Source organism: Streptosporangium becharense, assembly GCF_014204985.1.
GTDB lineage: Bacteria > Actinomycetota > Actinomycetes > Streptosporangiales > Streptosporangiaceae > Streptosporangium > Streptosporangium becharense.
Map to the genome: position 1 here is coordinate 1678568 of NZ_JACHMP010000001.1, position 21632 is coordinate 1700199.

Annotated in this window: 17 protein-coding genes and 1 pseudogene; 6 read left to right on the plus strand and 12 right to left on the minus strand. The window is 72.7% G+C overall.

Features of this window, described 5'->3' with window-relative positions:
* Positions 1-6 precede the first annotated feature (6 nt).
* Positions 7-1983, plus strand: coding sequence for a Stk1 family PASTA domain-containing Ser/Thr kinase (gene pknB, locus F4562_RS07175; protein ID WP_184543607.1), 1977 nt, complete (start codon positions 7-9; stop codon positions 1981-1983).
* Positions 1984-2139: 156 nt separating this feature from the next.
* Here pknB and F4562_RS07180 read toward each other — a convergent pair whose 3' ends face one another.
* From F4562_RS07180 to F4562_RS34685, 3 genes and pseudogenes are all read right to left on the minus strand, one after another.
* On the minus strand, positions 2140-3402 hold the full coding sequence (locus F4562_RS07180) for a glycerate kinase (protein WP_184543605.1): 1263 nt from the start codon (positions 3400-3402) through the stop codon (positions 2140-2142).
* 96 nt (positions 3403-3498) lie between these two features.
* Entirely contained in the window at positions 3499-3681 is a 183-nt protein-coding gene (locus F4562_RS07185; protein ID WP_246474682.1) for a hypothetical protein, read from the minus strand.
* Between the two features lie 43 nt (positions 3682-3724).
* A pseudogene (locus F4562_RS34685) lies at positions 3725-3976 on the minus strand (2Fe-2S iron-sulfur cluster-binding protein); the annotation flags it as partial.
* Between the two features lie 152 nt (positions 3977-4128).
* Here F4562_RS34685 and F4562_RS07195 point away from each other — a divergent pair.
* Complete coding sequence (locus tag F4562_RS07195) at positions 4129-4998, plus strand: deoxyribonuclease IV (RefSeq protein WP_184543603.1); 870 nt, start codon at positions 4129-4131, stop codon at positions 4996-4998.
* A 1085-nt stretch (positions 4999-6083) separates the two neighbouring features.
* Here F4562_RS07195 and F4562_RS07200 read toward each other — a convergent pair.
* Positions 6084-6872, minus strand: coding sequence for a LytR/AlgR family response regulator transcription factor (locus tag F4562_RS07200; protein WP_184543601.1), 789 nt, complete (start codon positions 6870-6872; stop codon positions 6084-6086).
* A 260-nt stretch (positions 6873-7132) separates the two neighbouring features.
* Positions 7133-7753 (minus strand): molybdopterin-dependent oxidoreductase, encoded by a 621-nt coding sequence (locus tag F4562_RS07205; RefSeq protein WP_184543599.1) that lies wholly within the window; start codon positions 7751-7753, stop codon positions 7133-7135.
* 562 nt (positions 7754-8315) lie between these two features.
* On the opposite strand from F4562_RS07205, the gene aroF reads away from it, so the two are divergent.
* The gene (gene aroF / locus F4562_RS07210; protein WP_184543597.1) at positions 8316-9353 is read left to right on the plus strand and encodes a 3-deoxy-7-phosphoheptulonate synthase; all 1038 of its coding nucleotides are present in this window, start codon (positions 8316-8318) and stop codon (positions 9351-9353) included.
* 90 nt (positions 9354-9443) lie between these two features.
* Here aroF and thiI read toward each other — a convergent pair whose 3' ends face one another.
* The 7 genes from thiI to F4562_RS07245 all read right to left on the minus strand — a co-directional run bounded on the left by thiI (position 9444) and on the right by F4562_RS07245 (position 17316).
* The gene (gene thiI / locus F4562_RS07215; protein ID WP_184543595.1) at positions 9444-10646 is read right to left on the minus strand and encodes a tRNA uracil 4-sulfurtransferase ThiI; all 1203 of its coding nucleotides are present in this window, start codon (positions 10644-10646) and stop codon (positions 9444-9446) included.
* A 100-nt stretch (positions 10647-10746) separates the two neighbouring features.
* Positions 10747-11376, minus strand: coding sequence for a response regulator (locus F4562_RS07220; RefSeq protein WP_184544084.1), 630 nt, complete (start codon positions 11374-11376; stop codon positions 10747-10749).
* Between the two features lie 18 nt (positions 11377-11394).
* Positions 11395-12543 (minus strand): MacS family sensor histidine kinase, encoded by a 1149-nt coding sequence (macS, locus tag F4562_RS07225; RefSeq protein WP_311734088.1) that lies wholly within the window; start codon positions 12541-12543, stop codon positions 11395-11397.
* Positions 12544-12658: 115 nt separating this feature from the next.
* Positions 12659-13684: a 6-phosphofructokinase gene (locus F4562_RS07230; RefSeq protein WP_184543593.1), complete on the minus strand. Its 1026-nt coding sequence runs from the start codon at positions 13682-13684 to the stop codon at positions 12659-12661.
* Between the two features lie 240 nt (positions 13685-13924).
* Positions 13925-14875 carry a lactonase family protein gene (locus tag F4562_RS07235; protein ID WP_184543591.1) on the minus strand — a complete coding sequence of 317 codons (951 nt, stop codon included), beginning with the start codon at positions 14873-14875 and terminating at the stop codon, positions 13925-13927.
* Between the two features lie 258 nt (positions 14876-15133).
* Complete coding sequence (locus F4562_RS07240) at positions 15134-16291, minus strand: alkaline phosphatase PhoX (RefSeq protein ID WP_184543589.1); 1158 nt, start codon at positions 16289-16291, stop codon at positions 15134-15136.
* A 557-nt stretch (positions 16292-16848) separates the two neighbouring features.
* Positions 16849-17316 (minus strand): Dps family protein, encoded by a 468-nt coding sequence (locus F4562_RS07245; RefSeq protein ID WP_184543587.1) that lies wholly within the window; start codon positions 17314-17316, stop codon positions 16849-16851.
* A gap of 137 nt (positions 17317-17453) precedes the next feature.
* On the opposite strand from F4562_RS07245, the gene F4562_RS07250 reads away from it, so the two are divergent.
* The 3 genes from F4562_RS07250 (at position 17454) to mmuM (ending at position 21477) form a co-directional block, all read left to right on the plus strand.
* Positions 17454-18146, plus strand: coding sequence for a MerR family transcriptional regulator (locus F4562_RS07250; protein ID WP_184543585.1), 693 nt, complete (start codon positions 17454-17456; stop codon positions 18144-18146).
* Complete coding sequence (locus tag F4562_RS35695; RefSeq protein ID WP_184543582.1) at positions 18140-20473, plus strand: VIT domain-containing protein; 2334 nt, start codon at positions 18140-18142, stop codon at positions 20471-20473. The genes F4562_RS07250 and F4562_RS35695 overlap by 7 nt, the downstream gene beginning before the upstream one ends.
* 131 nt (positions 20474-20604) lie before the next feature.
* Entirely contained in the window at positions 20605-21477 is an 873-nt protein-coding gene (gene mmuM / locus F4562_RS07260; protein ID WP_184543580.1) for a homocysteine S-methyltransferase, read from the plus strand.
* Positions 21478-21632: the final 155 nt, after the last annotated feature.

A 21632-nucleotide genomic window follows, 5' to 3' on the forward strand; every position in this document is an offset into this window, starting at 1 on the left:
GGGCACGTGGACACGACGCTTACTGACCCCCTGGTCGGGAAACTCCTCGACGGGCGTTACCGCGTCGAGTCCCGGATCGCCCGGGGCGGCATGGCGACCGTCTATCTGGCCCTGGACATCCGGCTCGACCGCACGGTCGCCGTGAAGGTCATGCACCGCTCGCTGGCCGAGGATCCCGCCTTCGTGCGGCGTTTCATCGGTGAGGCGAAGTCGGTGGCGAGCCTTTCGCACCCCAACGTGGTGCACGTGTTCGACCAGGGCACGGACGGCGGCAACGTCTACCTGTCGATGGAGTACGTCCCGGGGCGCACCCTGCGCGACGTGCTCCGTGCCCGGGGCAGGTTCCCCGCCCGCGAGGCGCTCGAGGTGATGATCCCGATCCTCGCCGCGCTGGGCGCCGCCCACCAGGCCGGCCTCGTCCACCGCGACGTGAAGCCGGAGAACGTGCTGATCGCCGATGACGGGCGGGTCAAGGTCGTGGACTTCGGCCTGGCCCGCGCGATCGAGGCGACCAACCAGACCCGTACCGGTGTCATGATCGGCACCATCGGCTACATGTCGCCCGAGCAGGTGACCGCCGGTGCCGCCGACGCCCGCAGCGACGTCTACGCGGCCGGCATCATGCTGTTCGAGCTGCTGACCGGCCGCCAGCCGTACGAGGGTGACACGCCGATGTCGGTGGCCTACCGGCATGTGCACGACACCGTGCCCGCACCCTCGGCGCTGCTGCCCGGCTCGCCCCCGCTGCTCGACACGCTGGTGGCCCAGGCGACGGCGCGCGACCCGGCCGGTCGGCCGGCCGACGCCACCGCGCTGCTGGTCGCCGCCGTCGAGGCGCACCGGATGCTCCCCAGGGAGAGCGGCCCGGTGCCGGCGATCCCCCCCGTCGCCGGCCCGTCGAATGCCACGCAGGTCCACCCGGCGTCCACCCCGCCCGCGCCGGTCAACCACACCCTCATCCAGCCGAGGGCCGAGCTGCTCACCAGCCCCGCCGGCGGCCAGGCGTCGCCCGCGGCGCCACCGGCGCCGGTCCCGGCGGCACCGGCCAGGGAGCGCCGCGGCCCGCGGGCCCGGTGGTTCCTGATCGCGCTGGCCGTCGTGATGGTGGCCGCGGTCGGCGTGACCGGCTGGCTGTTCTCGCAGGAGACCTCGATCAAGGTGCCCTACCTGATCGGGCAGAACATCACCCTCGCCGTCGCCGAGGCCAAGCAGCGCGGCTTCGTCGTCGAGGAGGGCAAGGCCGAGCACGACGAGAAGGTGCCCAAGGGCAACGTGCTGCGCACCGAACCGGCCTCGGGCACCGAGGCCGAGCCGGGGGCGAAGCTGATCCTCATCGCCTCGGCGGGCCCCAAGCGGATCGCCGTGCCCAACGTGGTGGGGCTGAGCGCTCCGGAGGCCCGCGTCAAGCTGTCGGAGGCGGGGCTCGTCCCCGGGAGCGTCCGCAGGCAGCCCAACGAGACCGTCCCCCGCGACCAGGTGATCCGCACCAGCCCGGCCGTGGGCAACCAGGTCAAGGAGGGCACCAAGGTCAATCTGGTCGTCAGCGCGGGCCTCGTCATGCCGGACATCAAGGGCATGCCGCGTGACCAGGCCGACCAGACACTGCGCGCGGCGGGTTTCGTCCCCGAGTTCGTCGAGCAGGTCGACGCCGCCCAGCCGTGCACCGTCATCGCCCAGGACCCGCAGCCCGGCGCGGAGGTCGACCGGGGTGCCGTGGTCCGGCTGACCCTCTCACAGTGCAGCAACCCCGAATGGCACTGGCCCTGGGAGAACAACGGGCAGAACCCCAATGAGCCCGGCGGGAACGTCGTCGTCATCCCGAACATCGTGTTCAAGGACGTCAAGGCGGCCACCCAGGAACTTCAGACGGCGGGGATGCGGGTGAAGGTGAAAAAAGCCCTGGGCCGGGGACGGGTCCTGGCCCAGACCCCGGCGGGCGGTCAGCCGGCTCCCTCCGGCACCGAGGTGACCATCTGGCACTGAGATGACCATCTGGCCTTGAGCGTCCCTTCCCGATCCCGGTTCCGGGCCCCGTCCGGGGCTCCGGGACCGGGATCCGCGGTCTCCAGGGGTCGCGGTCTCCGGGGGTCACGGTTTCCGGGGCCGAGGTTTGCGGGGGCCGCCGTACGGGGCGCCCCGCTACAGGTGGTTCTCCGCGATCTTCCCGGTGAGCCGTTCGAGCAGCGGGCCGGCCTTGGCCATGCACACGGCGGGGTCGGGCTCGATGTCGGTGAGCGCGTACGCCGCCGTGATGCCCGCCGCGGCCAGCTCCGCGTCACCGAGGGTGCGCCGGCCGCAGACCGCGACGACCGGGACACCGGCCTCGGCGGCGGCGGCCGCGACCCCCGCCGGGGCCTTGCCGCGCAGCGTCTGCTCGTCCAGCGACCCCTCGCCGGTGATGACGAGGCGGGCACCGGCGAGCCGGTCGCGGAAGCCGAGAAGGTCGAGCAGGTAGTCGATCCCGGGCCTGAATCCGGCGGACAGGAAGGCGAGCGCGGCGAAGCCCACCCCGCCGGCGGCGCCGGCGCCGGGCTGTCCGGCCACTCCCATCGCGCGCACGACACCGTCGTGCTCGACGGCGCCGACCAGGCCGTGGGTGTGGGCGGCGACGGCGGCGAGCCGGGCGAGGGCGGCGTCGAGCGTCCTCACGTCCTGCGGGCTCGCACCCTTCTGCGGGCCGTACACGGCCGCGGCGCCGTTCGGGCCGAGCAGCGGGTTGTCCACGTCGCCCGCGACGACGAACTCGACCCCGTCGAGCGGGACGAGCCCGGAGACATCGATCCGCTCCAGATCGCGCAGGGCTGCTCCGCCCGGCGGGAGTTCCTGCCCGGAGGCGTCCAGGAAACGGACGCCGAGTGCCCCCATCATGCCCGAGCCGCCGTCGGTGCAGGCGCTGCCGCCGAGGCCGAGCACGACGCGCCGGGCACCGCGCCGCAGGGCATGGGCGATGAGCTCGCCGGCGCCCCGGCTGGTCGCGGTGAGCGGGGCGAGTGCGACGCCCCGGTGGGCGGGCGAGCCCGGCTCCCCGGCCGGCCCGGCAGCCGCCTCGGCCGGCCCGGTCGTGCCCGGAGCGGGCGAGGGGGTGGCCGGGAGGCGCCGTAGGCCGGACGCCTCGGCCAGCTCGACGACCGCCGTCGGCACCTCGCCCTCGGCGCGGGCGTCGCGCCAGGCGTAGGCGGCCGTGACCGGCTCCCCGACGGGACCGGTGACCTCGACCTCGACCCGGGTGAACCCGCAGGCCACGACCGCGTCCACGGTGCCGTCCCCGCCATCGGCCACCGGCAGCACGACCGCGTCGACCCCGGGTCCGAGGCCCGCGGCCACTCGCGTGGCGACCTCCGCGGCGGTCAGCGACCCCTTGAACTTGTCCGGAGCAATAACGACATATCCCGACTTAAACAACCCTGCTCCCTGGTGGAGGATCGGCGGGCACGCCTTCCCCGCCGGTGCGAGCGGCCCGGGACGCGTGCCGGAATCCGGTGCGATGGACGACCATCATCACATCTGTTCCCCGGCCAGGCGCATGAGGCGGCGGCGCACCTCGGCGCCCGCGCGGCCCAGCCGGTCCTGGGCGACCGTACGCAGCTCGTCGTCCTCGACGACGGTCTCGCCTCCGACCGGCAGCCGGGCCGGCGGCGGCCGCCGGGTGCCGAAGACCAGGGTCCGCACCGGGCCGGTCACGGCGTAGGCGAATCTCCGTACCGGTCTCTGTACCGGACGGCCGCGGTACCCGTTCGAGGAGGTCGTGGGCCTGGACGACAAGACCGGGCGTGCAGAAACCGCACCGGACGGCGCCGCACTCGACGAACGCCTCCTGGAGCGGGTGGAGCCGGTCACCGTCGGCCAGGCCATCGACGGCGCGGACCCGCCGCCCCTCGGTCCGCCCCGCCGCGACCAGGCGACCCCCCGTGCGGAGCGCCCCGGCACGGCCGGAGGGCCGAGGGCGTGGCGGAGGGGCGGCGGGCACAGCGGGCATGGCGGTCCGGACGGGCCGGACGGGCCGGGCGATACGGCCACCGGGACGGGCCGGACGGCACGGCCACCGGGATGGGCCGGGCGATACGGCCCCCGGGGAACCGCGGTGCGGAACCGGAAACGGTCCCGCGCAACACCTACACTGACGTCAACATGACTCCTCTCTCTCCCATCGGCGGACACGTCTCCGTCATCGGCGGCCTGGCCAAGGGCGGGCTGCAGTACGCCTCAGACATCGGTGCCGAGATGATCCAGGTCTTCGTCACCAACCCCCGCGGCTGGGCGCTCGCCGTGGGCAACCGCGCACAGGACACCAAGCTGCTCGAATCAGGCATGTTGTCCTTCGTGCACGCGCCGTACCTGGTCAACATGGGTTCCCCCAGCGCCGAGACGCTGGAGAAGTCGGTGGCCACCGTGCGGCACGGCCTGCGGCGCGGCAGAGACATCGGCGCCAAGGGAATGGTGATCCACACCGGGTCGGCGGTCAGCCAGTCGCGCGACGACGCCATGCGGCAGCTGCACGAGCATCTCCTGCCGCTGCTGGAGGAGATCCCCGACGACGGTCCCGACCTGCTGCTGGAGCCGATGGCGGGGCAGGGGTCGATGCTCTGCGCCACCGTCCAGGATCTGGAGCCCTATCTCGAGGCCCTGGAGTGGCACCCGAAGGCGGGTGTCTGCCTCGACACCTGTCACGCCTTCGCCGCGGGCCACGACCTGTCGGCCCCCGGCGGGGTCGGGGAGACCCTCGAGGCCCTGCACGCGATCGCGCCGGGGCGCCTGAAGCTGATCCACGCCAACGACTCCAAGGACGTGTGCGACTCCAAGAAGGACCGCCACGAGAACATCGGCGCGGGCCACATCGGCGCGCAGCCGTTCGCCGACCTGATGCGCCACCCGGTGGCCGCGGGGGTGCCGCTCTGCATCGAGACGCCGGGCGGCGCCGAGAAACACCGCGAGGACATCGAGCTGCTCAAGAAGCTCCGCGACACCGGATCCCCGACGGACGGCATTTCCCTCACGTGACCGGTGCGGTCCGGCCGCACCGCCAGACCGCCAGACCGCACGGCCGGCCCGGGAACAGACCACACAGCCGGGCCGGGAACAGACCACACAGCCGGGCCGGGAACGGACGGGACGCCCGTTCTCATGATCCGACCGCCCCCGCGGGCCGGATCACGGTCCGGCCCGCGGGCTGACGCGGGCGTCCCGTCGTATCAGAGGTCGCCGGGCCCCACCCCCCGGTCAGGACCCGGTGGCCGGGTGATCGTGTCTCGACGACCACCCGAGCCCACGCGCCAGGTCGTGTGCGGGCCTTTTCGGCCCTGTCCCCCCTGATGTCGCGGGCTCGCTCTCCGATGAGGGAACACTAAGGGCCCGCCCGAACGCGTGCGGGCCGCTTTCCGAGCGACACGATTAACGGCGGATAGTCGTCGATGTACGGAGAGTGTTCGCGCGACGAGCGGTGTGCGACAGACGACGAACGGTCCGCGAGGGGGCTCGAAGAGCCCCGGTGACACAGCGCCATCCCCTCCGGGCCCACTCGCCGGCTCAGCTGCGCACGATGGAGGAGCCCTTCCGGGACGGTGAAACGGCCAGGGCCGGTTCCCGGTTTCAGGCCCGCACGCGGTAGGCCCCGCGTTCCAGGCCCGTACGAAGCAGGTGGTGTGTTTCAGGCCGCACGAAGCAGGCGGCGCACCGAGGTCGTCGGCGACGCCCAGGACCCGCCGGCCGGCACGGACAGGCCCGGACAGGCCCGGACAGGCACGGGTGAGGATTCACCGCCAGTGGTGAACCGGCCGCGAAATCACTTCGTCGCGGCGGAGAGGATTCGGACGGCGGGCCCGAAAGGCCACCGGGCGACGCCCGGCGCGGTGACCGTTTCCCAAGATTCCCCAGCAAAGCGACAGGACCCAAAAAGGGCGAATAATACGGCACAACAATTACAACCAGGTTTTCCCGGTATCATCACCGAATCATTTCGCCTTATGCGGCAGATCACCCGCACCATACGAGGGCGACCCACCACATAACGAAATTCCGACCCGCCGACCTCGACGGCGGGCCGACTTCCCGGGAATTCCCTCTTCGGCCGGATTTCGTTTTCGCAGTTATCCGGGAGCGCCGGAGCGGACCGGGCGGCCCTTCGCCGCACCGGGAGCGGTCGGTCGGTCGCGGAACCGGCGGACGAGTTGCTCACGGACCTGACGGGTATGGCGGCGGCTGACCGGCAGCGTCTCGGTGCCGACCTGGATCATCACCCGGCCCCCGTCGAAGCGGAGCTCGCTCACATGGCGCACCGAGACCAGCGTGCTGCGGTGCACCCGGATGAACCCGGAATCGGCCCAGCGTCTCTCCAGCGAGGCCAGGGGCATCCGCACCAGGTAGCTGCCCTCGTCGGTGTGCAGGCGGACGTAGTCACCCTGCGCCTCGGCGAACCAGACGGCCTGCTGGGGCACGAACCTGGTGCGACCGGCGAGCTCGACCGGGATGACGTCCTCCGGGGCGGGACCGGCCACGGCGGGGACCGCGGCCTCCAGGCGGCGTACCGCCTCGGCCAGCCGGTCGGCCCTGAGCGGCTTGAGCAGGTAGTCGACCGCCTCCAGTTCGAACGCCTGCACCGCGCAGTCTTCGTCGGCGGCGACGAACACCAGGCGAGGCGGGTTGGGAAAGCCCGCGATGAGCCTGGCCAGGTCGAGGCCGTCCAGGCCGGGCATGCGGATGTCGAGGAACACCCCGTCGAGCCGCTCACCCCTGCCGATCATCTGGACCATGTCCTGGAGCGCCGTGACACCGCCGACGGCGGTGGCGACACGCTCAATCCGGGGGTCCTGGCTCAGGAGGCAGGCGATCTCCTCCAGAGCGGGGACCTCGTCGTCAACGGCCAGGACTCGCAACATGGCCCCACGCTGCCTCGTGAACCACACTCGCCGCAACCGTCATGGCAACTTCGGGTAATAGTTTGACTACAAATAGCTACTGGTGAGGGGAACCTTGGACACGCCGAACCGCATCGCGGTGCCCTCGCGCGGTGTCACCGCCGAGGCCGGGCCGTAGTCCCCGCGTGATGTCACCGCCGAGGCCGGGCCGTAGTCCTCATCGCGGATCCGGCAGGGGCCCACGCGTCCGCACCGCGCGGGGCGGCCGGGGAGGACGACGATCACGGTGGGCCCTCTCCGGGTTCCTCCTGATAGGAATAGCGCTGTTCACGCCATGGGTCGGCGATGTTGTGATAGCCGCGTTCCTCCCAGAAGCCACGCCTGTCCTCCAGCATGTACTCCACGGCACGCACCCATTTGACGCTCTTCCAGGCGTAAAGGTGCGGGACGACCATCCGGACGGGGAAACCGCGCTCCGCGGAGATGGGCTTCTCATCCAGTTCCAGGACGAACAGCGTCTCCGGGCGGGTGAAGTCGCTCATCCGCACGTTGGCGCTGTAGCCGTACTCCCCCCAGATCATCACGTGCTTCACGCCCGGGGCGGGCGGGGCGATCTCCATCAGCGTCGCCGTGGACACCCCACCCCACTCGTTGCCCATGACCGAGAACTTGGTGACGCAGTGGAAGTCGGCCATGACCGTGGTACGCGGCAACGCGGAGAACTCGGGCCAGGTGAAGCGGTGCTGCTCGCCCGAGGCGGTGGCCCCCATGACGCGCAGCTCCCACGTGGCCGGGCGGAACGTGGGCACCCGGCCGTAGTGGATGACCGGACGTCCACGAGGGACATACTGCCCCGGAGGCAGGCGAGGTTCCTCGCCCGGAGGTTCGGGCTGCTCCACCATCACTCCCCTCGCCGGTTGGCCGACGGCACGGGGCAATCCTGCCATCGCCCGCCCTACGGCATCGCGGCGGCCACCGGATAAGGCCTCCCACCGCCTCATGAGGCCTCCCTCGTCTCCCCCGGTCCCGCGTGTCCACCGACCGCGGCCACAGGGTAACCCCCGCCCGTCACCGCCCCTGGATGCGACACCCCGGACGGGACGCTCCACCGGCACCCCGGGCCACCCGGACGGGACGCTCCGCCGGTGCCCCGGGCCCTCCGACGACGCGCTCCACTGCGGCTCCGGGCTTCCCCGGGCAGGGCGCCCGGTGGAACATGCCGGAACATCGGGTCGACGTACCCCGACGGTGCGCTACTATTTGCGGCTATGCGTACTGCGTTCTGGTTTTGGTATGGCGACGGACCCGCGGGTGGGACCGTTCGCCTCCAGATGCTGCGCTGACAGCCTGGCGAACAGAAGGCCCCGGGTCCGTTTCGGACCCGGGGCCTTCTGCTTTTCCCGGGTCCCTCCGGCTCCTCTCCACCGAAGTCATCGAAGCCATCTCACCGAAAGAAGGAAAGACATGGTCATCGTCATGAGGCCCGACGCCACCAGGGCGGACGTCGAGGCGGTCGCGCAGACCGTCGGCGCGGCGGGGGGTGAGGCGTTCGTCAGCCGGGGCGTCAGCCGCACCATCATCGGCCTGGTCGGTGACGTCGACCGGTTCGCCACGCTCGATCTGCGCGGGATGAGCGGCGTGGCCGACGTGATACGGGTCAGCACCCCCTACAAGCTGGTCAGCCGCGACCACCACCCGGAACGTTCCACCGTCCGGGTCGGCGGCGTGCCCATCGGGCCTCGGACGGTCACGCTGATCGCCGGCCCCTGCGCGGTGGAGACCCCGGAGCAGACCCTGGCCGCCGCGCGCATGGCGCGGGCCGCCGGCGCCACCCTGCTGCGCGGCGGCGCCTACAAGCCCCGCACCTCCCCCTATGCCTTCCAGGGGCTGGGCGAGACGGGCCTGCGCATCCTCGCCGACGTCCGCGCCGAAACCGGGCTGCCCGTCGTGACCGAGGTCGTCGACGCCCACGACGTCGACCTGGTCGCCTCCTACGCCGACATGCTGCAGATCGGCACCCGCAACGCGCAGAACTTCGCCCTGTTGCAGGCCGTCGGCGCCGCCGGCAAGCCGGTCATGCTCAAGCGCGGCATGAACGCCACCATCGAGGAGTGGCTGATGGCCGCCGAGTACATCGCCCAGCGCGGCAACCTCGACATCGTGCTGTGCGAGCGCGGCATCCGCACCTTCGAGACCGCCACCCGCAACACCCTGGACATCTCCGCGGTCCCGGTCGCCCAGCGCCTGTCGCACCTGCCGGTCATCGTGGACCCCTCCCACTCCGGCGGCCGGCGCGACCTGGTGCTGCCGCTGACCCGCGCGGCCCTCGCCGTCGGCGCCGACGGCGTGATCATCGACGTCCACCCGCACCCCGAGCAGGCCCTGTGCGACGGCCCCCAGGCACTGGTCGACAGGGACCTGGAGGAGCTGGCCCGGGTGATGGCCCAGTTCCCGCCGATGCTGGGCAAGACCGCCGCCGCCGACGCCCTGGTCTCCGCCTGATCGCCGCCGCCGTGGCCGGCCGGTTCCACCGTGACCGGCCACGGCGGCCGTGACCGGTCGATCCGGTCACGGCCGGCCGAGCGGTCGGGGTCAGCCGTCGAGGCGGTACTCCTGCAGGGAGCCGGCCAGTTGCACGGCGAGCTCCTCGGCGTCCAGGCGGCGCTCGATCTGCTTCAGGTCGGCGATCTTGGCGGCGGTCTCGGCGCGGCGCGGCGCCAGGAGGGTGCAGCAGTCCTCGTCGGGAAGCTCGGAGATCTCCAGAGTGCCGATGCGACGGGCCTCAGCCATGATCTCGGTCTTGTCGAGGCCGATCAGGGGACGCAGGATCGGCATGTCGACCGCGTCGTCCTGGGCGGTGATGTTCTGCAGCGTCTGCGACGAGACCTGGCCCAGGGAGTCGCCGGTGATCAGGGCTCCGGCGCGCAGCCGGCGGGCGACCTCCTCGGCGGTCTTGAGCATCAGACGGCGCTGGGCGATGACGGCGAGGCGGTCCTGGCCCGACGCCTTGATGGACTGCTGCGCCTTGCCGAAGGGGACGACCCACAGCCGGGACTTGCCCTGGAACCTGTCGAGTGCCCTGACCAGCGCGTACGCTTTGTAGATCGACTCGGAGGTGGTGAAGGGGATGCCGGAGAAGTGCAGGAAGTCGACCCGCAGGCCGCGGCGCATCATCCGGTAGGCCGCCACGGGCGAGTCGATGCCGCCGGACATCAGCACCAGGCCCCGGCCGCTGGTGCCGACCGGCAGCCCGCCCTGCCCCGGCTGGCCGCCGGTGAAGACGAACGCCTCGTCGCGGTCGATCTCGATGGAGACCACCAGTTCGGGCTTCTTCAGGTCGACCGGCAGGCCGTAGATGTCGTTGAGCTCCCCGCCGACCGACCGGTCCAGCTGCATCGAGGTGAGCGGGAAACGCTTGTCGCGGCGGCGGGAGCGGACCGCGAAGGAGACGCCGCGCCGCACGTCGTCGCGGTCGGCCAGCAGCTCGATCGCCGCCTTGGTGATCGCCGTGGGGTCCTTGGCGACCCGCCAGGCGCGGTGGATCCAGACGAGGCCGGGGACGTACGAGACGCGCTCGGCCACGGCGTCGGCGACCTCGGCACCGGTGCCGTCCGGCAGGAGGAGCGCGATAACGCCGTGGCGTTGCCGCAGGTCGACCTTGACGCCGACGTCCTTCAGGGCGGCCCTGATGTTGCCCTGAAGCCTCCGTTCGAAGAGCTCCCGGTTGTTTCCCTTGAGGACGACCTCGCCCAGCTTGAGCAGAACGCAGGGCTCGCCCAGGGCGGACATGGTCATGGTGCAACCTCCGGTGGAGCTTCGAGGGGACGTGGGGATACGTCAAGTGTCGCGCGGGACCGCGTGAGAACGCGTCTCGACTTTGTCACTTTAGTAGGGGCTATGACTCGTCGAGTCCTTGCTCGATGACGTAGCGGACGAGCTCGACGCGGTTGTGGAGCTGGAGTTTGTTCAGCGTGTTCTGCACGTGGTTCTGCACGGTGCGGTGGGACAGCGTGAGGCGCTCGGCGATCTGCCGGTACGACAGGCCCTTGGCGACCAGGCGGAGCACCTCGGTCTCCCGCTCGGTCAGGCGGGGCGTGGTGTCGGGAACGGACTGGGCGGCCAGACGGCGGTACTCCCCCAGGACGAGCCCGGCCAGCCCGGGGGTGAAGACGGCGTCGCCCGCGGCGGTGCGCCGGACCGCGTCGAGGAACTCCTCCTTGCTCGCGGACTTCAGCAGATATCCGGACGCACCCGCCTTGACCGCCTCCAGCACGTCGTCCTGCTCTCCGCTGGCCGACAGCACCAGGACCCGGGGCGGCGGCTGCACGGTGGCCAGCCGGCGGGCCACCTCCACACCGGACAGGTCGGGCAGCTGCAGGTCGAGCACCACCAGTTCGGGCCGGGCCGCGGGGGCCACCCGGACGGCCTGCCGGCCCTCGCCGACGGTGGCCACGACCTCGTACCCGGCCTCGGCCAGGTCCCTGGCCACCGCGTCCCGCCACATCGGGTGGTCGTCCACCACCATCACACGCACCCGCCCACCTTAGGGGTTTTGGTGGGGAACGTCCGAACTTTCGGGGGCCGGGACGGCCATCTCGATCTCGGTGCCCCGGCCGGGGGCGGAGACCATGGTGACCGTGCCGCCCAGGTCGGCGACCCGGCCCCGGATCGACTGGGAGACACCGAGGCGCCCGTCGGCGGCGGCCTGCTCCAGGCGGCCCGGCGCGATGCCCGGCCCCTCGTCCCTGACGGTCACGGTGATCGTTCCATCGTCGCCCTCGGCGAAGACCCACGCGGGGGCCTGCGGCCCGCAGTGCCGGGTGACGTTGTCCAGGGCGGCGCCGACCGCGGCGGCCAGTTCCCGGGCGGCGCCGGCCGGCAGCGACAGCGGGGTCGCCGGGACCGAGACGGTGACCGTGGCCGAACCGTACCGCTGGAGCAGGGTACGCAGGTCGGCGGTGCCCGCGGCGGGCTCCACGGGGCGGAGCCTGACCAGCTCGCGCAGCGCCGCCTCCTGCTCGCCCGCGAGCCTGCCCAGCTCGGCCGCCTCCCCACCGATCTCCTGCCCGCGCCGCTGGACCAGGGAGAGCACCTGGAGCACCGAGTCGTGGATGCCCCGCGCCAGCCGCTCCCGTTCCCGTCCGGCGGCCTCCATCTCGACCGCCTGCTGCATGCGTTCCTCGGCCTTCTTCGCCAGCCTGGCGGTGTGCCCGACCAGCACCCCGGCGAGGAAGAGCAGCACGACCCCGTTGATCGGGACCGCCTCGACGCCGGGCGGGCCGGACGCGCCGGCCGCGCGCGCCGCCAGGTCGGCCAGGGAGACGGCCAGGGCCGCCAGGGCACCCAGCCGCCGCCCGCCGTGGACGCCCCAGGCGAGCACCGCCCCGCCCATCCAGGTGGCGGTGATGGGGAGGCTGCCCTGCTGGTAGGGGCCCTGGACGAACGGGGTGGCGAGCAGGCAGCCCACGGTGACGAGCATGTCGGCGGCCAGCAGCGGGCGCCCGCGGAACTCCGTGACGGAGTAGGCGAAGACCGTCGCCGCCGTCCACAACGCCATGACGCCGATCACCAGCCAGCCGGTCGCCGGATGGGCGTACCCTCCGGCTCGGGCGAGCAGGACCACCGCGTAGACGAGGGACGCGACGCGGAAGACCGCGATCGCCCGCCAGAACGGACCCTCGATTCCCGTCACCGGCAGGACCTTACCGCCCGCCGGCCGAGGACCGCCCCGTCAGCCGAGGACCGCCCCACTGGCCGAAGACCACCCCGTCAGCCGAAGATCGCCTCGTCGGCCGAGGACCGCCCCGTCAGCCGAAGAAGACCTCGGCCTCCTCGTAGCGGCCGACCGGGACGGTCTTGAGCTCCCTGGTCGCCTCGTCGAGGCCGACCCGGACGATGTCGGTGCCCCGCAGTGCGACCATCGTGCCGAAGTCACCGGCGTGGACGGCGTCGATGGCCTGCAGGCCGAAGCGGGTGGCCAGCACCCGGTCGAAGGCGGTGGGCGTGCCGCCGCGCTGGATGTGGCCCAGCACGGTGGTGCGGGCCTCCTTGCCGGTGCGCTTCTCGATCTCCTTGGCGAGGCTCTCGCCGATGCCGCCCAGCCGTACGTGCCCGAAGGAGTCCAGCTCACCGGCCTGGAGCGTCATCTGGCCCTCGATCGGGTGCGCGCCCTCGGCCACCACGACGATGGGCGCGTACCTGGTCTGGAAGCGCGACTCCACGTAGGCGCAGACGCGGTCGATGTCGAAGGGCTTCTCCGGGATGAGGATGACGTTGGCACCGCCCGCCATGCCCGCGTGCAGCGCGATCCAGCCCGCGTGACGGCCCATGACCTCGCAGATCAGCGCGCGGTGGTGCGACTCGGCGGTGGTGTGCAGCCGGTCGATCGCCTCGACGGCGATGTTGACGGCCGTGTCGAAGCCGAAGGTGTAGTCGGTCGCGTTGAGGTCGTTGTCGATCGTCTTGGGCACGCCGACGACGTGCACCCCCCTGTCGAAGAGCTGCTTGGCCACTCCAAGGGTGTCCTCACCGCCGATCGCGATCAGCGCGTCGACCCCGCCCGCGGCCAGGTTCTCCTTGATCTTCTCGACACCGCCGTCGATTTTGATGGGGTTGGTCCGCGAGGAACCGAGGATCGTCCCGCCACGGGGCAGGATGCCGCGCACGGCCTGGATGTCGAGGGGCATGGTGTCGCCCTCCAGGGGCCCGCGCCAGCCATCGCGGAATCCGACGAATTCGTGTCCGTAGACGGTCGCGCCCTTGCGAACTACGGCGCGGATCACAGCGTTCAAGCCGGGGCAGTCGCCGCCCCCTGTCAGCACTCCGATACGCATGGCATCCTCCGGTGGTGTTCCGAGGCAAGATGGCCAGACTAAGTGGGGTAGTGCGGCCGGCGAGGGATTTCCATCGCCGACGAGACGCATTCTGCCTCCCGATCGGCCCAATGGTCTAGACCAAGTAAAAGGACTCCTCACATTTCCTTAACCGGGGTTGGCAAACGATTTCCACGGGTAAGAGAAAACGTCGCGACCCCGCCGGGCGGAGCCCGGCGGGGTCGGTTTCCGAAAGGGTTCTCAGCGGGTCAGCGGCAGTACGCACGAGGGGGTGCCGACGGCGAGGCACCCGTCCTCCGCCTGGGGGACGCCGTCCTTCAGCGGGAGGACCACGACGGTCCCGGAACGCTGGTTGGCCACGTACACGCGGCCGTCCACGACGGCGAAGTGGCGCGGCCAGACACCGCCGCAGGAGACCTCGGCGACCCGTTCCAGGCCGGACGCGGTGAAGACCGAGATCGTGTCCGGGCCGCGGTTCGCGACGTAGACGAACCCGTCGTGCGCCTCCAGGTGCGAGGGGTGGTTCTCGCCCGCGGTGCCACTGGCGGGGACGGCCAGCACCTCGCGCCATCCGGTGTCGTAGGCGCGGACCGTGCCGTCCAGTTCACCGGCCACGTACCAGTGGCCGCCCGCGCGGGCCATGTGCCGGGGGCCCATGCCTGGGGCGAGCCGCACCGGGCCACCGGGGTGCGCGACCACCCCGTCCCCGGTCGGCAGGTAGCGGCGGACCTCGTCGGCCCCCAGGTCTGTCACGTACAGGACGCCGTCGGGGCCGAAGACCGCCTGGTGGGCGTGGGTCCCCTCGCGGTGGGGGAAGGTCCACACGTCGGTGAGGAGGCCGGCGTCGTCGATGCCGTGGACGCTGACCGTGCCGTCGCCGTAGTTGGCGACCGCCAACCGCGTGCCGGTGGGGTCGACGGCCAGGTGGCAGGGGGACGCTCCCCCGCTGGAGTGCCGGGCGAGCGGGGTGAGCCCTCCGTCCGCGGCGCGCGCGAAGACGCCGACCGTGCCCCGCTCGCTCTCCTCCACCGCGTAGACGACCGGCAGGCGGGGGTGCGCGGCGAGGAAGGACGGGCCGGGAGCCGGCGTCGTGCCGAGTCGCGTGAGGCCCCCCAGCTCCACCAGGGTGATCCCGGGCCCGGACCCGCCGGTGTCCGGGGTGTATCCGCCGATGTACGCAACCTCAGCCATCATGCTCCCGCCGCCGTCGGGGCGGCACGCGCCGCCCTGTCATTCGTTCTGGGCCAGTCTGCGAAGGTAGCGCAGCCGGAGGGCGGCCACGCACCGCCCCCGCCCGGGGTCGCCCCCGTTGCCCACCGGCCGGGGCCGGGGAGCGGCCGTCCCCGGCGGACGCGCGGGGACACGGGGCGGGCACAGGGCGGGCACAGGGCGGGCACGGGGCGGGCACGGAGGGATGTCAGGGCGGCCACGGAAGGACGGCGGCTCCGTTCAGTGGCGGAAGGGCCCGCCGACCTCGTAGGTGATCCCACCGGTGCCCGAGGCGTCGCCCCGGGTGCCGCGCTGGGAGGAGAAGTAGAGACGGTCCCCCCGGGGGGAGAAGGCCGGGCCGGTGATCTCCGACTCGGGGTGGCCGGAGACGCGCAGGAACGGGGTGACGACCCGCTCGGGGGTGATGAGATCGATCCCCATGTCGCCGCCGTCCCCGGCGACGTACAGGTCGCCCGAAGAAGTGCCGGTGATGTCGTCGATCCCGGCCTGCGGGGCGTTCGCGTCGCGGACGACCCGCAGGCGCTCCTCCCGCGCGTCGTAGGCCCACACCCGGTTGTCACCCTTGGTGGTGAAGAAGCAGACGCCGCCGGAGTAGCGGCAGCCCTCCCCGCCGGAGAAGCGCCTGGCCCCGGCGACCTGCTCGCGGGTCGGCACCGGCAGTGCGGCCGGGTTGGGCACCCGCCGCCAGGTCACCGAGCCGGTGCCGTCGGCGCAGAGCACCTCCAGCAGCCCTGAGGTCAGGTCACCCCAGTGGGCCGGCCGGAACCGGTAGAAGCAGCCGTCCGGTTCGTCCTCGGTCAGGTAGACGACCTGCCGCTCCGGGTCACAGGCCGCGGCCTCGTGCCTGAAGCGGCCCATGGCCAGGCGGGGCATCGCGGCACGGGAGCCGTGGGGATCGCACTCGAAGACCCGGCCGCGGAAGATCCCCTCGCACGACAGCCAGGTGTCCCAGGGGGTGCGTCCGCCGGCGCGGTTGAGGTTGGTGCCCGACAGGATCCGGTAGGCGTCGACGATGTCGCCGTCCGGGCCGAACCTGATCGCCGACGCCCCGCCGAGCAGCGGGATCTCCGAGTTGGAGACGTAGATCCAACCGTCGCCGTCGGGGAAGCACGCCCCGCCGCCCGGCGCCGGGTGCCACAGCACCCCGCCGACCCGGCGGCCGGTGCGGGCGACGATCCGGCTGGTGAAACCTTCGGGCAGCGCGATCCCGTTGGCGTCCGGCGCGCGCGGCGGACCGTACGGGCCACCGGTGCCGGACGGATCGTACGGGCCTGTGGAGCCGTACGATCCGGTGTGCGCGGCGCCCCGCCACAGTGATCCGCTCAGAGCCGCCCCCGCGGCCGGCCCCCCGGTGCGCACGGACGTACGGCGCGGCATGGCCCCTCCTCCTCGCCCTCTCGGTACGCCGCCAGTCGATCGAACCCATGTGAACGTGGAGTCCGCGCGATCCCAAACTTTGCGGAAACCAGAGCGCAAACATCCGGCGGAACAGGTCGGCCCCGGGGCCGCTCTCCACTCCGAGCACTGAGCTGACGTCCTCGGGAACCGGCCTGACAGCGACGGTGTCGCGGCGCCGGACGGCCCGGCGGCCGGTCCTCGCCTCGACCAGGCCGAAGGTCATCATGGGCAGCGGCTCCGCGACCAGCAGCTCGGGTGCGGCCTCACCCAGTTCGCCCGGGAGCCACGACGTGTACGGGCTGGTACTGCCGGGAGGAACGGCCGTGACCGTCGGCGTGACCGGTCGCGGGTTCGGTCAGTGGCGAAGCGCCCGCAGTGCCGCGTCGAGGCTTCGCTCCGATCTCGTCTGGCCGGGAGAGCCCTGCGGCCGGCCGGATCGGAGACACGAAGGCGCCCCGGCCGGGTGACCGGGGCGCCCGCCGGTGAGGGGGACGCCGCGCGGCGTCCCCCTCACCGTTTCCCCGTCGCGGGGACGGTCAGCGCTGGGCCTGAAGCATCCAGTGGTGCTTCTCCAGGTCCTGGGTGATCGCGATGAGGATGTCCTGGGTCACCGGGTCCGGCTCGTCGGTGGCCTCGATGCGCTCGCGCATCCTGCGGACGATGGACTCCAGGATGTCCGTCAGCGCGGCGACGACCTTGCCGTCGTTGATGTAGCCCGCCTCCAGCTGGTGCACCTCGGTCGTCTTCGCCAGCGTGGACGAGCGGCCGTCGGGGTTGGCGCCGATGGCGACCGCCCGCTCGGCGACGGTGTCCGCGTGCTCCCTGGCCGCCGCGACGATCTCGTCGAGCTGCAGGTGCAGCGAGCGGAAGTTGTGGCCGATCACGTTCCAGTGGGCCTGCTTGCCCAGGAGCGACAGGTCGAGGAGGTCGACGAGGGCTCCCTGCAGGGCTGCGGCGACGACCTTCTGGGCCTCGGGGTTGAGCGGGCTGGTGATAGCGGACATGAGGTATGCCTCCCCCTTAGTTCGGCATTAGTTCTCTCGCTGTGGTGAAACACCCCATACCCCCCACCTCCTTCCCTAACTACCGAAACTCTCCCGCCTTGTTGACACTGTCACTATGACAGTGTCACTATCGGGACATGGAATGGACCATCGGCGAACTGATCGAGCACGCCTCGGCGGCGCTGTCCTCCACCACCCGGCCCAACGGGCGGGTGCGGGACGTGCCCAACGAGCGTCTGATCAGGTGGTATTCCACGATCGGCCTGCTCGACCCGCCCCTGGCCCGCCGGGGCCGCGTCGCCCTGTACGGCAGGCGCCACCTGCTCCAGCTCGTCGCCGTCAAGCGCCGACAGGCCGACGGCCGGACCATCGCCGAGATCCAGGCCGAGCTCACCGGCGCCACCGACAGGGCACTGGAGTCGATCGCCGACCTCCCCGCCCCCACGACCCCCGACGGAGCCGACGACGGTGACGGCGGTGACGGCATCGTGAGCCCCCCCGGACCCGCGAGCACCACCCCCGCTCCCGCCCCTGCCGCCTCCCCCTCCGCGGCCGGGGCACCCCGGGCCCGCTTCTGGGCCGCGTCCCCGGCGGTCCCGGATCCGGTCGCCTCAACCGGTCCCCACCCGGCCGGCACCGCCCCGCGCGCGGCACCCGCCGCGCTCGTCCACGGCGTGCGGCTCGCACCCGGGGTCACGCTGGTGCTCGACGGCGCCGGCCACGCCCCGTCCTCCGACGACCTCGCCGAGATCGCCGTCGCGTCGGAGGCGCTCCTGAAACTGCTCCGCGACCGCGGCCTCACATCTTCGAAGGGAAAGCACCCATGTTGAGCTCGATCACCACGTTGCGGCCGGAGGAATGCCCCCCCGTGCCGGACGCCGGCCTGGGAGCGCTGTCCACCGCGCGCGGCAACCTGCCGCTGGAGAGCGTGGACGTCACCGCCGCCGTGTCCGGCCTCGTCGCCGGGGTCGAGGTGGTCCAGGGGTTCCGCAACCCGCACGACGTGGCGCTGGAGGCGACGTACGTCTTCCCGCTGCCCGACCGCGCCGCGGTGACCGCCTTCAGGATGGAGGCCGACGGGCGGGTCGTCGAGGGCGTCCTCAAGGAGCGCGGACAGGCCAGGGCCGACTACGACCAGGCGCTCGCGCAGGGGAGACGGGCCGCGATCGCCGAGGAGGACCGGCCCGACGTCTTCACCATCAGGGTGGGCAACATCGTGCCGGGCGAGCGCGTGACCGTGCACCTGACGCTGAACCAGCCGCTCCCGTACGAGGACGGCGCGGCCACGTTCCGCTTCCCGCTGGTCGTGGCCCCCCGTTACATCCCCGGGACGCCGCTCGACGGCGAACAGGCGGGGGACGGCTGGTCATCCGATACCGACGCGGCCCCCGACGCCTCCCGGATCACTCCCCCGGTGCTGCTGCCCGGCTTCCCCAACCCGGTCCGGCTCTCGCTCGCCGTCTCGGTCGATCCGGCCGGACTGGAACTGCGCGAGATGTGCTCCAGCCTGCACGTGGTCCGGGAGGAGGGCACGACGGTCCGGTTGCGGCCGGGCGAGCGGCTCGACCGCGACTTCGTCCTGCGTCTCCTCTTCGACGCCTCGACCTCGCTGGCGCTGGCCCCCGACGACGATGGCGAGGGCGGGACGTTCACGCTGACCGTCGTCCCCGACCCGGCGCCGGCCACCACCACCCCCAGGAACGTCGTGCTGGTGCTCGACCGCTCGGGCAGCATGGCGGGCTGGAAGATGGTGGCCGCCCGGCGCGCCGCGGCCCGGATCGTCGACACGCTCACCTCACGGGACCGGTTCGCGGTGCTGTCGTTCGACGATGTGGTCGAGCACCCCGAAAAACTCGGCGGTGGCCTGGTCGAGGCGTCCGACCGCAACCGCTACCGCGCCGTGGAACACCTGGCCAGGCTGGAGGCGCGCGGCGGCACCGAGATGCTGGACCCGCTGGAGCGGGCCGCGACACTGCTGGCCGGGGCGAGCGGCGACCGGGTCCTGGTGCTCGTCACCGACGGGCAGGTCGGCGACGAGGACCGGATCCTGAAGGCGCTCGGCACCCGGCTGCGCGGGGTGCGGGTGCACACGGTCGGCATCGACCGGGCGGTCAACGCCGGCTTCCTGGGCAGGCTCGCCGGGCTGGGCGGCGGCCGGTGCGAGCTGGTGGAGTCCGAGGACCGGCTGGACGAGGCGATGGAGCACATCCACCGCCGCATCGGCGCCCCCCTGGTCACCGACCTCTCCGTCGAGGCCGACGGGCTCGACGTGATCACGGAGACGGTCGGCCACATCGGCTCGATCTACCCGGGTGTCCCCCTCACCGTCCTCGGCCGTTACCGCGGCGCGGGCGGCGGGGCCCTGACCGCGCGTGGCCTGGACGCCGCAGGACGGCCGTGGGAGCACCGGGTCACCGCGACGGTCGCGGCCAACCCGGCGACCCGGGCCATCTGGGCACGGGCCCGGCTGCGCACGCTGGAGGACCGCTACGCGACCGGCAGCCCCTGGCTGGAGGACGAGATCGTCAAGACGTCGCTGCGGTACGGGGTGCTCTGCCGTTTCACCGCGTTCGTCGCGGCCGACACGCGGACGGTGGCCGAGGGCGGCCCCGGGCACCGGGTGATCCAGCCGGTGGAGCCGCCCAGCGGCTGGGGCAGCCCGGCCCCGGCGGCGGCTCCGATGAGGGCCGTGGCGTACGGCGGCGCCCCGGGCGGGTACGGCGCCCCGGCCGGCGGCCCCCCGGCAGGGTACGGCGGCCCTCCGCCGAGCGGCGCCCCGCGCGGGTACGGCGGCGCCCCGGCGCGAAGTGGCCCTCCGCCGAGCGGTGCTCCGGGCGGGTACGGCGGCGTCCCCGCACCTGCCCCGTCGGCCCGCCGGGGCAGGTCGCAGGAGCCGCCGCGTGAGCAGCTCACCGAGGAGCTGGAGCGGTTGCGCGCCGCCGTGTCCCTCCCGGCCGCCGAACGGCTGCGGATGCTGCAGGACCTGGGCAGTCGCCTGGCGGCCCTGGCCGCCCACCTCGGCGGCCACGCCGAACTGGCGGCCCTGGCCGAGGAGTTGCAGGCCGGCGGGGACGTGGAGACGCTGTGGCGGCGGGCGGTGGAGGGCCTGGAGGCACTGGTCCGTCCCGTCAAGCGCCGCCCGTTCTGGAAGCGTTGAACCCCGGTCCGGCGCGGTCGACCGGCCGCGCCGGGCCGCCTCCGGGCCGATCCGCGAGCCGACGGGTCGCGGACGGAACCCGGGAAAGCACGGCGGGACGGAGGCCGGACCGTTGCACGTAAAGTAGCGGGATGGTGATTTTGGACGGCGGCCTGGCCACCCATCTGGAGACCCTGGGAGCGGACCTCCGCGACGAGCTGTGGTCGGCGAAACTCCTGCTGGAGAACCCCTCGGTGATCCGACAGGCGCATCTCGACTACTTCGCCGCCGGCGCCGAGGTGGCGATCACGGCGAGTTACCAGGCGAGCATTCCGGCGTTCCTGCGACGTGGCCTGACCGCCGCCGAGGCCGAGGATCTCATCCTGCTCTCGGTGCACCTGGCGGCCCAGGCCCGTGACGCCCACGGATCTGGCGCGGTGGCCGCCAGCGTCGGCCCCTACGGGGCCCACCTGGCCAACGGCGCGGAGTACACCGGTGACTACGACCTCGACGAGGACGGCCTGGCCGACTGGCACCGCGACCGCTGGCACATCCTCGCCGACAGCGAGGCCGACCTGCTGGCCTGCGAGACGATCCCGTCCTACCTGGAGGCCCGGGCGCTGAAGCGGCTGCTCGCCGAGACGCCGGGCATGCGGGCGTGGGTGAGCTTCTCCTGCCGCGACGGCGAGCACATCAGCGACGGCACCCCGCTGCGGAAGGCCGCCGCCCTGTTCACCGGCGACCCCCAGGTGATGGCGGTCGGCGTCAACTGCACCGCCCCGCGCCACATGATCAGCCTGATCTCCCGGATCGAGGGGAAGCCCGCCATGGTCTACCCCAACTCCGGCGAGACCTGGGACCCGGAGAACCGCCGCTGGCTGGGGCTGGCCGACCCGGTGGAGTTCGGCGAGGCCGCGGTCGGGTGGATCGCCGCCGGCTCGGCCTTCGTCGGCGGCTGCTGCCGCACCACTCCCGAGCACATCCGCCAGATCCGCTCCCACCTCGTCGGGCCGGGACCGGTCTGAGACGGCCGTCCCCGCGAGGACCGTCAGGCCGGCACGGCCCCACCCCCGTGGGGCCGTGCCGGCCGTGGTCTCGGTGCGTGCCGTCGGCGCACACCGAGACTGCGGAAAGACCTCGGCGCGGTGGCGCCGGGGCCGGGCCCGGGGGTGACGGAGCC

Bases quoted from the DNA above. Each gene is read 5' to 3' on its own strand.
- F4562_RS07245 (WP_184543587.1), bottom strand. From the start codon at position 17,316: ATGTCCGCTATCACCAGCCCGCTCAACCCCGAGGCCCAGAAGGTCGTC.
- F4562_RS07200 (WP_184543601.1), bottom strand. From the start codon at position 6,872: ATGTTGCGAGTCCTGGCCGTTGACGACGAGGTCCCCGCTCTGGAGGAG.
- mmuM (WP_184543580.1), top strand. From the start codon at position 20,605: ATGGTGATTTTGGACGGCGGCCTGGCCACCCATCTGGAGACCCTGGGA.
- F4562_RS07230 (WP_184543593.1), bottom strand. From the start codon at position 13,684: ATGCGTATCGGAGTGCTGACAGGGGGCGGCGACTGCCCCGGCTTGAAC.
- thiI (WP_184543595.1), bottom strand. From the start codon at position 10,646: ATGACCATGTCCGCCCTGGGCGAGCCCTGCGTTCTGCTCAAGCTGGGC.
- F4562_RS07195 (WP_184543603.1), top strand. From the start codon at position 4,129: ATGACTCCTCTCTCTCCCATCGGCGGACACGTCTCCGTCATCGGCGGC.
- F4562_RS07235 (WP_184543591.1), bottom strand. From the start codon at position 14,875: ATGGCTGAGGTTGCGTACATCGGCGGATACACCCCGGACACCGGCGGG.
- F4562_RS07250 (WP_184543585.1), top strand. From the start codon at position 17,454: ATGGAATGGACCATCGGCGAACTGATCGAGCACGCCTCGGCGGCGCTG.
- aroF (WP_184543597.1), top strand. From the start codon at position 8,316: ATGGTCATCGTCATGAGGCCCGACGCCACCAGGGCGGACGTCGAGGCG.
- F4562_RS35695 (WP_184543582.1), top strand. From the start codon at position 18,140: ATGTTGAGCTCGATCACCACGTTGCGGCCGGAGGAATGCCCCCCCGTG.
- F4562_RS07220 (WP_184544084.1), bottom strand. From the start codon at position 11,376: ATGGTGGTGGACGACCACCCGATGTGGCGGGACGCGGTGGCCAGGGAC.
- F4562_RS07240 (WP_184543589.1), bottom strand. From the start codon at position 16,291: ATGCCGCGCCGTACGTCCGTGCGCACCGGGGGGCCGGCCGCGGGGGCG.
- F4562_RS07205 (WP_184543599.1), bottom strand. From the start codon at position 7,753: ATGGTGGAGCAGCCCGAACCTCCGGGCGAGGAACCTCGCCTGCCTCCG.